Below are 12298 nucleotides of genomic sequence, written 5' to 3'. Positions count from 1 at the left end.
GGGGGATATCGCTCTATTCGGACAGAAGCTGGGCAAGCGTGGCGAGCAGCACGGCAATGTCCTGCGGCCGCGACAGGCGGTGGTCGCCGTCCTTGATCAGGTGCACCTGCACATCGGCTGAACGCAGCGCCGCGGCGAGGCGCAGCGCAATGTTCCACGGCACATCGGCATCGGCCTGGCCATGGATCAGGCGCACGGCGCCATCGAATGGAACGGTGTCGTTCAATTGCAGCAAGGCCTGGCCATCGGCCCAGAACGCGGCATGGGTGGGCGTGGGTTCGGGGCCATAGGGATTGTCTTCAAGGATCGTCTCGCCCGCCGCCAGCGCGGCCTGCTGATCGCCATCATAGCCCCAGGTGGTGAAATCGGGGGCAGCGGCGAGGCCCACCAGCGCGCGCGCCGTGGCGCCCAGTGCCTGCGCCACCAGCAGCATGAGCCAGCCGCCCATGCTCGATCCGATCAGCACCACTGCGTCGAGATCATGCGCCGCGACCAGCGCCACGACCTCGTCCCGCCAGCGCGACAGCGTGCCTTGGGCAAATTCGCCTTCCGACAGGCCGCAGCCGGAATAATCGAGCAACAGGCAGGCACGCCCCTGTGCCACCGCCCAATCCATCACCGCCTGGGCCTTTCCCCCCGCCATGTCTGACATGTAGCCGGGCAGGAACACCAGCGCCGGGCCAGTGCCGGGCACAAAGCGGGTGGCCAGGCGCAGGCCGTGCGGGCCGGGGATGAAGCGAGGGGGCAGCGGTGTGGTCATGCCCTCGTGCTACCGATAGCGGGCGGCATATGTCCACAGGCACTTGAGCGGCATGCCTGCCGCGCCTATCTCGCAAGGCATGAGCCAGCCCTCCATCATCCTCGCCCCTTCGGCCGCCGCGCGCGTGGCCACGATCGCCGCCAAGCAGGCCAAGCCCGCGATCCTGCGCCTGGCCGTGGAAGGGGGCGGCTGTTCGGGCTTTCAATACCGCTTTGGCCTGGCCGAGGCGGTCGAGGCTGACGATACCGTGGTGGAAACCGACGGCGTGCGCCTGGTGGTCGATGCGATGAGCCTCGATCTGGTTGGCGGGGCGACGGTCGATTATGTCGAATCACTGGGCGGCGCGGCTTTCCGCGTCACCAATCCCAACGCCGCATCGGGCTGTGGCTGCGGCGCGAGTTTCTCGGTGTGAGCACCGCGCCCGCGCACACCCCGCTCAAGCTGGCCAGCTTCAACATCAACGGCATCAAGGCGCGCCTGCCGCGCCTGCTCGAATGGCTGGAGGAAACCCGGCCGCACGTGGCCTGCCTGCAGGAAATCAAGACGCAGGACGAAGGCTTTCCGGCGGCCGAGTTCGAGAAGATCGGCTATCACGCCATCTGGCACGGCCAGAAGGGCTTCAATGGCGTGGCGATCCTGGCCGACGGGCAAAAGCCGGTGGAAGTGCAGCGCGGCCTGGCCGGAGAGCCGGAGGACGAGCATTCCCGCTATCTCGAGGCCGATGTGTTCGGCGTGCGCGTGGTGTGCATCTACCTGCCCAACGGCAATCCCCAGCCTGGCCCCAAGTTCGATTACAAGCTGCGCTGGATGGACCGCCTGCACGCGCGCATGGACCAGATCTGGGCCGAGGAAGTGCCCGCCGCGATCCTGGGCGATTACAACGTGATCCCGCGTGAGAACGATATCTGGGACACGCGCGCCATGGCCGATGACGCGCTGATGCAGCCGCAATCGCGCGATGCCTATCACCGCCTGCTCGGCGCTGGATGGACCGACGCGATCGGCCTGCACCATCCGCAGGGCGGCGTGTGGACGTTCTGGGACTATCAGGCCGGTGCCTGGCAGCGCGACCACGGCTTTCGCATCGATCACGCCCTGCTCAGCCCTGAACTGGCCGATCGGCTGGTGTCGGCCGGCGTCGACAAGGCCTATCGCGGGCGGGAAAAGGCCAGCGACCACGCCCCGGTGTGGGTGACCCTGCGGCCCTGATCCGCGCTGGGTTCACGCCGTTCGTCGAACAATATGCACGGTTGGGCAGTGATTTTCTGCCCTATGGCCGATTTGGCACTAGGGCAAACGTCGCTTCTGTGCTAAGTAGCATTTTGAAACTGATTATTGCCGGAACTTCAACATGGGTTTGCTTCGCAAAGACTTCTTCCGTTCGCTCCTAGTTGGCTTCGCTATCGGCGCCGTCGGCATGGGCTTTACGGTGTTCAACGCGGCCCATGTTTTCGCACCGGTTGCGGCGGCATCTGCCGCGCCGACCGTGGGGTCTGAGCAGTGAGCGCGCGCCGCTTTCTGGCATGGCCGGGGGCGGCATTTCCCGCACTGCTGGCGCTGGCCCTGTCGGCCTGCCTGCAACCCGCCCACGCCGATGCGCCGGTCAAGGCGCCGGCTGCGGTGATCCCTGCCCATGAAACCCCCGGCCTCAAGACCGCGGTCTTTGCGGGTGGCTGCTACTGGGGGATGGAGGCAGTGTTCAGCCACCTGGTCGGCGTGACCAGCGTGGTGTCAGGCTTCGAGGGCGGCCGCGCCGCCGACGCGGATTACGAGACGGTCAGCACTGGCACGACCGGCCATGCCGAATCGATCCGCGTGACCTATGATCCCGCGCGCATCCGCTATGACCAGCTGCTCCAGGTCTTTTTCGGGGTGGCCAGCGATCCCACCCAGCTTGACCGGCAAGAGCCCGATGTCGGTCCGCAATACCGCAACGCGCTGGTGCCGATCGGGCCGGAACAGGCCCGCGTGGCGCGCGCGTATGTGGCGCAGCTCAAGGCGCTCAAGCTGTGGCGCCAGCCGATCGTGACGCGCATCGAGCCGTGGCGCGGCTTCTATCCCGGCCCGGCCGAGCATCAAGACTTTGCCTTCCGCAATCCACGCCATCCCTATATCCTGCGCTGGGACGTGGCGCGGGTGGAAGCGTTGCACCGCACCTTCCCGCAGTGGTGGAAGCCCGATTTCACGCAGCACTGATTTGCAACTGCGCGGGCAAATGCCTATCTCTGGGCCATGGGTTCCCACCTTCATCATGACTATGCCGGCGAAGGCCTGGTTTCTGCCGCGCGCGAGGCGCTGACCGTTTCTGGCGAGCAGTGGACCGACATGCGCGCCGATGTCTTTGCCGCGCTCGCCGCGCAGGAACGCCCGGCCTCGGCCTATGACATTGCCGAAAGCGTGGGGCAGCGCCGGGGCAAGCGCGTGGCCGCCAACAGCGTCTATCGCATCCTCGACCTGTTCGTGCGCACCAACCTGGCGCGCCGGGTGGAAAGCGCCAATGCCTATGTCGCCAACAGCCACCCCGGCTGCCGCCACGATTGCATCTTCCTGATCTGCGATGCCTGCGGCCAGGTTACCCACATCGACAACGACAGCCTGACTGGCCACCTGCGCGAAGCTGCCCGCGAGGCCGGCTTTGCCGACGTGCGCCCCGTGGTGGAAATCCGTGGTCGCTGCCAGGCCTGCGCCGCGGCTTAAGGCATCGGTAAATCGAAGCCTGGCGTGGGACCCCGGATCAAGTCCGGGGTGACGATAATTTTTTAAGCAAGCTGTGTTTTTCGTCACCCCGGACTTGATCCGGGGTCCCGCTGATGGGCGGCAAGCACGCACGCAGCATTGGCACGCAGCCGGAAACGAAAAGAGGCCAGGGTCGGTGCTGACCCTGGCCTCTTGTTCATGCCACTTGCGCGGAAGCGCGGCTTATTCGGCTGCGGCCTTGGCGGCCTTGGCTTCGTTGTAGCGGACAATGGCTTCGGTGGTGATGCGGCGGGCATCGTCGGCGCCGCCCCAGGTGCCCACGCGCACCCACTTTTCCTTTTCCAGATCCTTGTAGTGGGTAAAGAAGTGCTCGATCTGCTTGAGCACGATCTCGGGCAGGTGATCCTTTTCCAGCACTTCGGTGTAGTACGGGAAGGTCGAATCCACCGGCACGCAGACCAGCTTTTCGTCGCCGCCCTGTTCGTCTTCCAGGTTCAGCACCGCGATCGGGCGGGCGCGCACGACGCAACCCGGAATGAACGGCGAACGCGCGATCACCAGCGCATCAAGCGGATCGCCATCGGGCGAGAGGGTGTGCGGCACGAAGCCGTAGTTGGCCGGATAGCGCATCGGCGTGTGCAGGATGCGATCGACGAACAGCGCGCCCGAATCCTTGTCGAATTCATACTTCACCGGCTCGCCGCCAACCGGCACTTCGATGACCACGTTGAGGCTTTCGGGCGGATTGTCCCCGGTGGGGATAAGGTCGATGCGCATCGGTTCTGTCTTGCCTTGGTTCAGGCCCGCGCGGGGCCGGTTGTTGTTCGCAGTGCTACGCGCTCTAGCGCCGTGGCTGTTGCGCCGCAACAATACTTGTGATCGATAGCCCGCCGCTTTGGTTAACCTGCACCCAGCGCGTTGATGGTGAAAGCGATCACACCGATGTTGAAAACGAACGCGGCAAACGAATGCAGCGTGACGATGCGGCGGATCCGGCCCGAGGTGATGCCGGTGTCCGAAGTCTGGAACGTCATGCCCAAGGTGAAGGAAAAGTAGGCGAAATCGAAGTAGTCGGGAGTGTCGGTGCCGGGAAAGTCCAGCCCGCCGCGATCGCGCCCGTTGCTCTCATCGCGGGTATAGTAAAGATGGGCATAGTGCAGCCCATATACCGTGTTGGCAAAAAGCCAGGTCAACACCAGCGTACCGATCAGCCGCAGCTTGGCCAGCGAATCGCCATGCGCCGCGCGGGGCAGTTCGCCGGCAATCGATGCCATTACCACTGCGGTCAGGACCGTGGTGATGCACAGCACCAGCACGCGGTTGGCATCGTTGTCCACCGCGCTTTGCCGCATCGTATCGGCATCGGCACAGCGCAGCAGTGGCACCAGCGACAACAGGAACGCCAGCGCCGCAAAATCAAAGCCCATGGCCAGCGAATCGGCCAGTTCGCCACTGTTGCGGGTGAGGGGATGCCACACCCACCACGCCCCGGTGCCGCCCATCAGCAGCACCAGGAACAGGATGAAGCGGGGTGGGGCCAGGCGGCCCAGATGCAGGCTTGGCCCGGCCCCTGCCATCACTTGGCCGCCTTGCCCACGGGCAGCTTGCTGGCGTGCGGGGCCAGCAGCTTGTCCAGACCGGTCGGTGCCGTTCCGGGCGCAGCGCGCACCAGCCAGGGCCAACGCAGGCCATCGGCATAGGTGATCGGCAGCGTGACAAAGCGATCGTCGCGCTTGACCAGCAGCTCGATCGGGCGGCCGGCGCCGGGGTTGCCGGTCTTGGCATTGGTGATCGCGGCCTTGAGCTTGTCCGCGTCATAGGCGTCGCCGTTCACGGCCATCACCTGCATGCCCGAAACCAGCCCCGCCTTGAACGCCGGGCCATCCCAGCGCGAGGCGGTGACCTTGCCGTCCTTGTCGAGCGTCACGCCCAGCGAGTTGAACAGGCTCAGCACCTTGGCATCGGCCATGCGCGCCTTGTCATAGGGATTGGGCTCGTCCTTGAATTCCAGCTTGTAGCCGCCGCGCTCGATCCCGCCCAGCGGCACCGGCTGGCCTGGCGTCTGCAGGCGGGTTTTCAGGAACGTGGCCCAGTCATAGGGATAGACGCCGTTGAGGGTCTTGACCACGTCATCGAATTCATAGGTCAGCACGCCCCAATCGCCGTCGCGCACGCCAAAGAACGCCTTGGCGAAATCATCCAGGCCCTTCTTGCCGCCCGTGCCATCGCGGATGATCTGGTCGGCTTCCAGCCACACCAGCGCGCCTTCGGTGTAATAGTCCTCGTTGCGGGTAAGCGAGGAATAGGGCTTGGGCTTGCGGGCGGCGAAGATGGGATCCATCGTCGTGTCTTCCACCGAGCGCCAGTCGCGCCCGGCGGTCTGGGTGAACGTGCCGGCATAGTTGGCGAGGCTGCCCAGCACCACGTCCTTGCTCTGCACGCCCGAGCGCGCGGCCAGGACCAGGCCCCAGAACTGCGTCTGCCCTTCATAGACCCACAGCAGGTTGTCCTGCATCGGCTGGCGATAGTCGGGCGTCCACAGCTTGGCCGAGCGGCGATACTTGCCATCCCAGCTGTGGCTGAATTCGTGGGCGATCACGTTGCGGTCCCAGTCATAGGCGGCCCAGTCGGTCAGGCTCTTGGGTTCCTGCTGGTTTTCGCTGGAACGGTGATGTTCCAGGCCGATGCTGCCCATGCGATCGGTCAGCGCGAGCAGGAAATCGTAGTGATCGAAATGACGCGCGCCGAATGCGCCCACGGCTTCGTCGGCCAGGTTGCGATAGGCGGCGAGGTTTTCCGGCTTGATCGCCAGCAGTTCGGGCTTGTCGGCCACCAGATCGAGATAGACGTCATGGCCCAGATCGTGCCGCGCGGCATAGAGACCGGCAAAGATCGGCGAATCGACCAGGGTTTCATAGTCGGTTTCGGCCCAGGTCACGGTATTGCCCGCGCCGCTCTGCGTCTTGCCATCCAGCGCGGTGAACACGGTCCAGCCCTGCGGGAAGCTGACAGTGGGACGCACCTTGATCTGCCGCACATAGTGACCGGCGGGATAGAGGCTCATCTTCTCCCACTGCACGTTGAGCATTTCGCGCGTAACGGTGATGCGGCCTTCGCTGTCGCGCAGCGGCGAGGTGTGGACGAAGCGGGCGACGACTTCGCTGGTGCCGGCGGGCAGGGGGATGTGGAACGCGTTCACTTCCACCGGGTCGCGGGTCCAGGCCAGCTTCTGGCCCTTGGCTTCAAAGGTGATGCCGGCCAGTTCGGCCACCGGCCCGCGATTGCCGTGTTCGCCCGGCAGCCAGGCCGGCAGTTGCAGGATCAGTTCCTTGGCATCGGCCGCCACCGGCACGGTTTCCACCACCCGGAATGCACCGGTGGCCAGGTCGGTGGCATCGATCTGCAGCCCGATCGTGCCGGGATAGGGCACGTCCTGCGCATCGGGCACCCCATGGGCGATCGGCACGGCCATCGGGCGGCTGTTGCTCGCCGGCTGCACCTGCGCCAGCGCGGGCTGCGCCAGGATCAGGGTGGCAAGTGCCAGGGTGGACGTGGAAAGGGCGGAAAGCAGGCCAATGCCTTGGGGGGTTTTGCGCATGGCGCCTTTCATGCCGCCAAGCGGTCTCATCTGCAACGGCCAGATGGGCACAATACGCGGCGGATCGCCACGGATGCTTCCCCCACCGCGCGAAAGCCGCTATCCGCGCGCGCCATGAGCAAGCAAACCATTCCCACCCCTCAGGCCATTCGTGGCACCCAGGACATTTTCGGCGCCGAGGCGGAAGCGTTCGGCCATGTCGTGGAAACGTTCGAGCGCGTGCGCAAGCTCTATCGCTTTCGCCGGGTGGAAATGCCGGTGTTTGAAAAGACCACCGTGTTCTCGCGCTCGCTGGGCGAAACCACCGACGTGGTATCGAAGGAAATGTATTCGTTCGAGGATCGCGGCGGCGAATCGCTGACCCTGCGGCCCGAATTCACCGCTGGCCTCGCCCGCGCCTATCTCACCAATGGCTGGCAGCAGCACGCCCCGCTCAAGATCGCGACGCACGGGGCCCTGTTCCGCTATGAACGCCCGCAAAAGGGCCGCTATCGCCAGTTCCACCAGATCGATGCCGAAGTGATCGGCGCGGCCGAACCGCAGGCCGATGTGGAACTGCTGGTCATGGCTGACCAGTTGCTGCGCGAACTGGGCATTGCCGATGGCGTGACGCTCAACCTCAACACCCTGGGCGATGCGCCGAGCCGCGAAGCGTGGCGCGCCGCGCTGATCGACTATTTCCGCGCGCACAAGGACCAGCTTTCGGAAGAATCGCAGGACCGGCTGGAACGCAACCCGCTGCGCATCCTCGATTCCAAGGACCCGCGCGACAAGCCGTTCACGGCCGATGCGCCTATGATCGACCAGTTCCTCTCGGCCGAAGCACAGGATTTCTTTGGCAAGGTCACGGCGGGCCTCGACGCGGCCGGCGTTGCCTGGGTGCGCGCCCCTGCGCTGGTGCGCGGGCTGGATTACTATCGCCACACCGCGTTCGAATTCATCACCGACCGGCTGGGCGCGCAGGGCACCGTGCTGGGCGGCGGGCGCTATGACGGCCTGCTCGAAGCGCTGGGTGGCCCGGCCACCCCGGCGGTGGGTTGGGCCGCGGGGATCGAACGCCTGGCCATGCTGGTGGCAGATGCGCGCACCATCACCGAGCCGGCTGCCGACGTGGCGATCGTGCCGATGGGCGCGGCGGCCGAGGCGGCCTGCCTGGGCCTGGCGGCCACGCTGCGGCGCGGTGGGCTGACGGTGGACATGGGCTATCGCGGCAACATGAAGAAGCGGATGAGCCGGGCCAACGAAAGCGGCGCGCGCTTTGCCCTGATCGTGGGGGACGAGGAACTGGCCGCCGGTGAAGCGACGGTCAAGAACCTCGTGACCGGCACGCAGGAGCGCATGGCGCTGCACGCGATTCCGGCGCACATCGCCGCCTGATGGCCGTTTCCGACGCACGTCTGGGCCAGATCGGCGCGCGCTTTGCCGAACTGGAAGCGCGCCTGGCTTCGGGCACGCTGGAAGGGGAGGCATTCGTGGCCGCCAGCCGCGATTATGCCGAGCTGGAGCCGGTCGCCCGCGCCGCCCGCGCGGTGCAGGTGATGCGCGACGAGCTGGCCAGCCTGGCCGCACTCAACGAACCCGATGCCGAGATGCGCGCCCTGGCCGAAGAGGAAATGCAGCAGCTGCGCGGCGCCTTGCCCGAGGCCGAACGCGCGCTGGCCATCGCCATGCTGCCACGCGATTCGGCCGACGTGCGCCCGGCCATGCTGGAAATCCGCGCCGGCACCGGTGGCGATGAAGCCGCGCTGTTCGCCGCCGACCTGTTTCGCATGTACGAACGCTTTGCCGCCGAACAGGGCTGGAAGGTCGAGGTTATCAGCGCCAACGCCAGCGAGCTGGGCGGCTTCAAGGAAGTGATCGCCCATGTCGCCGGCCAGGGCGTGTTCGCGCGGCTGAAGTTCGAAAGCGGGGTGCACCGCGTGCAGCGCGTGCCCGTGACGGAAAGCGGCGGCCGCATCCATACCAGCGCCGCCACCGTGGCGGTGCTGCCCGAGGCCGACGAAGTGGACGTGGCGATCGAGGACAAGGACCTCAAGATCGACATCTATCGCGCCAGCGGCGCTGGCGGCCAGCACGTCAACACCACGGATTCGGCCGTGCGCATCACCCACCTGCCCACCGGCCTGGTGGTGACCCAGCAGGACGAACGCAGCCAGCACAAGAACCGCGCCAAGGCGATGCAGGTGCTGCGCACGCGGCTCTATGACCTGCGCCGCGAACAGGCCCAGGGCGCCGAGGCCGAGGCCCGCCGCGCCCTGGTCGGCTCGGGCGACCGCTCGGAACGCATCCGCACCTACAACTTCCCGCAAGGCCGCGTGACCGACCACCGCATCAACCTGACGCTCCACCGCCTGCCCGAAGTGCTGGCCGGCCCGGGGCTGGGCGAACTGATCGACGCGCTGACCGCCGAAGACCAGGCCAAGCGCCTGGCCGCGATGGATGACTGAGAAGCGCGGTTCAGGCCGCCACCACCCCCCGCCCCCCTCCTCTGAAGAGGAGGGGGAGCATAAGGCCGCAAAAGCCCCCTCTAACCCAGCGGGGCAAGGCGCGGTCGAATCTCCCCCTCCTCTTCAGAGGAGGGGGTCGGGGGGTGGTGGAAACCACACGCAAACCTTGCGAGATTACGCCCGCACCATGCGCCGCGTGCCGACCGAGCCCGAGCGCCGCCTGTGGCAGGCGCTGCGGGCCAGCCAGCTTGGCCTCAAATTCCGCCGCCAGGCCGCAGTGGAGCGGCGCATCCTCGATTTCCTGTGCCCGGCCAAGGGCCTGGCGATCGAGATCGATGGCATCACCCACGATGCCAAGGCAGACGAACGTCGCGATGCCACGCTGCTGCGCGAGCATGGGCTGACCACGCTGCGTTTCACCAATGACGAGGTGATGCGCAATCTGGAGGGGGTTTTGACGCGCATCGTCGAGGTGGCAGCGGGGTTGCCGGATCGCTGGCCTGGGCTCTCGGCCTCGCACCACCCCCCGACCCCCTCCTCTGAAGAGGAGGGGGAGAACAACGACAAAGCCCCATCCTCTTTAGAGGAGGGGGTCGGGGGTGGTGGAAACCATGCGCAAACCATCCGCCAGGCCCTGTTCCAGGCGGCGCAGATGCTCACCGCCACCAGCGATACGGCGCGGCTCGATGCCGAGGTGCTGATGGCCCATGCGCTGGGCTGCACGCGCACCGATGTGCTGCTGCGCCACATGGACGCGCCCGTCCCGGGCGGATTTGCCGGGCTGGTGGCGCGCCGGCAGGGGCATGAGCCGGTGGCGTATATCGTCGGCAGCCAGGAGTTCTATGGGCTGGACCTGGCGGTCAGCCCGGCGGTGCTGATCCCGCGCGGGGATAGCGAGACGCTGATCGAGGTGGCGCGGCAGGCCTTGGCCGGGCGGCCGCCAGCGCGCATTCTCGATCTGGGCACTGGTTCGGGCGCACTGCTGCTGGCGGCACTGTCGATCTGGCCGCAGGCAATGGGCACCGGCATTGAACGGTCTGATGCGGCGCGGGTCGTGGCGGCGGGCAATGCCTTGCGCCTGGGCCTGGATGCGCGGGCGCGCATGCAGCCGGGCGATTGGACCAAGCCCAACTGGGCCGCCGCGCTGGGGCGGTTCGATCTGATCCTGGCCAACCCGCCCTATGTGGAAAGCGATGCCGCGCTCGATCCTGGCGTGCGCGATTTCGAGCCGGCCAGCGCGCTGTTTGCCGGGGCAGACGGCATGGCCGATTATGCCGTGCTGGTGCCGCAACTGCCTGATCTTCTGGCCCCTGGCGGCGTTGCCGTGGTGGAGATCGGCTGGCGGCAGGGGGCGGCCGTGGCGGCCCTCGCGCACGACCATGGCATGGCCGCGCGCGTCCATCCTGATCTTGCCGGGCGTGACAGGGCTGTGGAAATGACGCTTTGCCACAATATTTCGCTTGGCAAGCTGCCCGGCGATCACTAATTGTCCCAGCAGGCAGGGCGACGGATGAAGGCTTCCCGTCCCGGCCAACTCCACCATTTGCGCCCGCATCGGCCTCTCACCAGGGGCTTTCGGCTGGCAGATGCTGGGAATCTGCGCACCCGTGCGTTGCGGGCGCGTGGCGGAGGGTTGCGCGGCGACAGGATCGGCAAAAGCTACCGACAGCCGCCCCAAACAAGGACGTGCCTGAGTTGAACAACAATCGTGGGAACAACCGCCGGCGCGGCCGCGGTAATAATCGTCCGCAAGGTGGCGGCCAGCAGCTCAACCGTATCGACAGCCGCGCGCGGGGCAATGCCCCCCAGCTGCTCGAAAAGTATCGTAAGATGGCGCAGGATGCCCACCTCAACGGGGATCGTGTCCAGGCCGAATACTATCTGCAATTTGCCGATCATTATTTCCGCGTGATCGCCGATACCCGGCTGCGCCAGGAAGAAGCCCGCCAGCGCCACAGCGGCAATGGCGAGCGCTGGAGCGAGGGCGAGCCCGAAGACGACGGCATGGACTTCTCGATCGAAGGGGATTTCCCCGCGTTCGATCGTCCCTATGTCCGCCGCGAGGAACGCGAAGTGCGCACCGCCGATCGGCAGGATCGGCCCGAACGCCAAGACCGTCAGGATCGCCAGGAGCGGCCCGAACGGTCTGAACGCCAGGATCGCCCGGAACGCCAGGAGCGGGCAGACCGCACCGAACGCCAGGGTGAAACCGGCAACGATCGCGGTTCCGACCGTGGCGCTGATCGCGCTTCGGAACGCTCGGGCAGCCGCCGCCGCTTTGAAGATCGCCGCCCCTCGGCCGCTGCGCCCAACGCCGCTGATACCGATCAGCCCGTGCCGCTCGAAGGCGTGCGCGCCGATGAAGGCGAGCCGGTCACCGATGTGAGCGACAACCCGTTCATCCGCGAAAGCCGCAGCCCGCGTGGGCCGCGCCAGCAGCGCACCGAACGCCGCCCGCGCCGCAGCGCGGTGGCCTCTGAAGGGCTCGACCCGGCCAGCCTGCCGCCCGCGATCGGCGTGCGCAGCGAGCCGGCCGCCGAAGCCCCGGCGCCCGCGCCCGCTCCGGCCGTCACTCCGGCTCCTGCCCCTGCGGCCGAGCCGGCGAGCGACGCTTCGGCCGAAGCCGCACCGGCGCCCAAGCGCCGTGGCCGCCCGCGCAAGAACCCCTTGCCGGAAAGCGCCGAAGGCTGAACCCTTTGGCCAATCCAGGCCTGGTAATATGACAAAGGCGCCCGCACTCCGGGCGCCTTTTTCGTTGCGGCGCACGCCCTGGCGCAACCGCGCTTGCCCTTGCTG

General features: G+C 66.8%; 13 protein-coding genes and 1 pseudogene. 10 read left to right on the top strand and 4 right to left on the bottom strand.

Annotated features, from left to right (window positions below; translation table 11 throughout):
- Window positions 1-13: 13 nt before the first annotated feature.
- Window positions 14-760, bottom strand: coding sequence for an alpha/beta fold hydrolase (locus FHW97_RS14685; RefSeq protein ID WP_168351993.1), 747 nt, complete (start codon window positions 758-760; stop codon window positions 14-16).
- Between the two features lie 79 nt (window positions 761-839).
- Between FHW97_RS14685 and erpA the strand changes: the two genes are divergently transcribed.
- The 5 genes from erpA (at window position 840) to FHW97_RS14660 (ending at window position 3457) form a co-directional block, all read left to right on the top strand.
- Window positions 840-1172, top strand: coding sequence for an iron-sulfur cluster insertion protein ErpA (erpA, locus tag FHW97_RS14680; RefSeq protein ID WP_022674525.1), 333 nt, complete (start codon window positions 840-842; stop codon window positions 1170-1172).
- Window positions 1169-1969 (top strand): exodeoxyribonuclease III, encoded by an 801-nt coding sequence (xth, locus tag FHW97_RS14675; protein WP_062783363.1) that lies wholly within the window; start codon window positions 1169-1171, stop codon window positions 1967-1969. The genes erpA and xth overlap by 4 nt, the downstream gene beginning before the upstream one ends.
- 142 nt (window positions 1970-2111) lie before the next feature.
- Entirely contained in the window at window positions 2112-2264 is a 153-nt protein-coding gene (locus FHW97_RS14670; RefSeq protein WP_022674523.1) for a hypothetical protein, read from the top strand.
- The gene (gene msrA / locus FHW97_RS14665) at window positions 2261-2956 is read left to right on the top strand and encodes a peptide-methionine (S)-S-oxide reductase MsrA (RefSeq protein WP_022674522.1); all 696 of its coding nucleotides are present in this window, start codon (window positions 2261-2263) and stop codon (window positions 2954-2956) included. Before FHW97_RS14670 ends, msrA begins: the two co-directional genes overlap by 4 nt.
- A gap of 36 nt (window positions 2957-2992) precedes the next feature.
- Window positions 2993-3457: a Fur family transcriptional regulator gene (locus FHW97_RS14660; RefSeq protein WP_054131712.1), complete on the top strand. Its 465-nt coding sequence runs from the start codon at window positions 2993-2995 to the stop codon at window positions 3455-3457.
- Between the two features lie 222 nt (window positions 3458-3679).
- Here the strand turns inward: FHW97_RS14660 and ppa are convergent, their stop codons facing one another.
- The 3 genes from ppa to FHW97_RS14645 all read right to left on the bottom strand — a co-directional run bounded on the left by ppa (window position 3680) and on the right by FHW97_RS14645 (window position 7055).
- A complete protein-coding gene (gene ppa / locus FHW97_RS14655; RefSeq protein ID WP_062783366.1) occupies window positions 3680-4234 on the bottom strand; it encodes an inorganic diphosphatase in 555 nt (184 codons plus the stop codon).
- A gap of 122 nt (window positions 4235-4356) precedes the next feature.
- Window positions 4357-5034 carry a DUF1345 domain-containing protein gene (locus FHW97_RS14650; RefSeq protein ID WP_054131714.1) on the bottom strand — a complete coding sequence of 226 codons (678 nt, stop codon included), beginning with the start codon at window positions 5032-5034 and terminating at the stop codon, window positions 4357-4359.
- Window positions 5034-7055 carry a M61 family metallopeptidase gene (locus FHW97_RS14645; protein ID WP_171799257.1) on the bottom strand — a complete coding sequence of 674 codons (2022 nt, stop codon included), beginning with the start codon at window positions 7053-7055 and terminating at the stop codon, window positions 5034-5036. Before FHW97_RS14645 ends, FHW97_RS14650 begins: the two co-directional genes overlap by 1 nt.
- Before the next feature lie 114 nt (window positions 7056-7169).
- On the opposite strand from FHW97_RS14645, the gene hisS reads away from it, so the two are divergent.
- From hisS to FHW97_RS14620, 5 genes and pseudogenes are all read left to right on the top strand, one after another.
- The gene (gene hisS, locus FHW97_RS14640) at window positions 7170-8432 is read left to right on the top strand and encodes a histidine--tRNA ligase (protein WP_168351991.1); all 1263 of its coding nucleotides are present in this window, start codon (window positions 7170-7172) and stop codon (window positions 8430-8432) included.
- On the top strand, window positions 8432-9502 hold the full coding sequence (prfA, locus tag FHW97_RS14635) for a peptide chain release factor 1 (RefSeq protein WP_107716406.1): 1071 nt from the start codon (window positions 8432-8434) through the stop codon (window positions 9500-9502). The genes hisS and prfA overlap by 1 nt, the downstream gene beginning before the upstream one ends.
- A pseudogene (locus tag FHW97_RS22235) lies at window positions 9495-9965 on the top strand (endonuclease domain-containing protein); the annotation flags it as partial. The gene prfA and the pseudogene FHW97_RS22235, both read left to right, overlap by 8 nt.
- A 159-nt stretch (window positions 9966-10124) precedes the next feature.
- Window positions 10125-10988 carry a peptide chain release factor N(5)-glutamine methyltransferase gene (gene prmC, locus FHW97_RS14625; RefSeq protein ID WP_370525430.1) on the top strand — a complete coding sequence of 288 codons (864 nt, stop codon included), beginning with the start codon at window positions 10125-10127 and terminating at the stop codon, window positions 10986-10988.
- Window positions 10989-11188: 200 nt separating this feature from the next.
- Window positions 11189-12193: a DUF4167 domain-containing protein gene (locus tag FHW97_RS14620; protein WP_370525421.1), complete on the top strand. Its 1005-nt coding sequence runs from the start codon at window positions 11189-11191 to the stop codon at window positions 12191-12193.
- The last annotated feature ends 105 nt before the right edge of the window (window positions 12194-12298 follow it).

Source organism: Novosphingobium sp. SG754 (genome assembly GCF_013149315.1).
GTDB classification, from domain to species: Bacteria; Pseudomonadota; Alphaproteobacteria; order Sphingomonadales; family Sphingomonadaceae; genus Novosphingobium; species Novosphingobium capsulatum.
The sequence above is the reverse complement of the archived record's forward strand: the minus strand, read 5'-3'. Positions and strand labels throughout refer to the sequence as shown.

What these genes read in the sequence shown, in the direction of transcription:
- FHW97_RS14685 (WP_168351993.1), bottom strand. Translation starts at nt 760, where the DNA reads ATGACCACACCGCTGCCCCCTCGCTTCATCCCCGGCCCGCACGGCCTG.
- erpA (WP_022674525.1), top strand. Translation starts at nt 840, where the DNA reads ATGAGCCAGCCCTCCATCATCCTCGCCCCTTCGGCCGCCGCGCGCGTG.
- FHW97_RS14670 (WP_022674523.1), top strand. Translation starts at nt 2,112, where the DNA reads ATGGGTTTGCTTCGCAAAGACTTCTTCCGTTCGCTCCTAGTTGGCTTC.
- FHW97_RS14660 (WP_054131712.1), top strand. Translation starts at nt 2,993, where the DNA reads ATGGGTTCCCACCTTCATCATGACTATGCCGGCGAAGGCCTGGTTTCT.
- ppa (WP_062783366.1), bottom strand. Translation starts at nt 4,234, where the DNA reads ATGCGCATCGACCTTATCCCCACCGGGGACAATCCGCCCGAAAGCCTC.
- FHW97_RS14650 (WP_054131714.1), bottom strand. Translation starts at nt 5,034, where the DNA reads ATGGCAGGGGCCGGGCCAAGCCTGCATCTGGGCCGCCTGGCCCCACCC.
- FHW97_RS14645 (WP_171799257.1), bottom strand. Translation starts at nt 7,055, where the DNA reads ATGCGCAAAACCCCCCAAGGCATTGGCCTGCTTTCCGCCCTTTCCACG.
- hisS (WP_168351991.1), top strand. Translation starts at nt 7,170, where the DNA reads ATGAGCAAGCAAACCATTCCCACCCCTCAGGCCATTCGTGGCACCCAG.
- prfA (WP_107716406.1), top strand. Translation starts at nt 8,432, where the DNA reads ATGGCCGTTTCCGACGCACGTCTGGGCCAGATCGGCGCGCGCTTTGCC.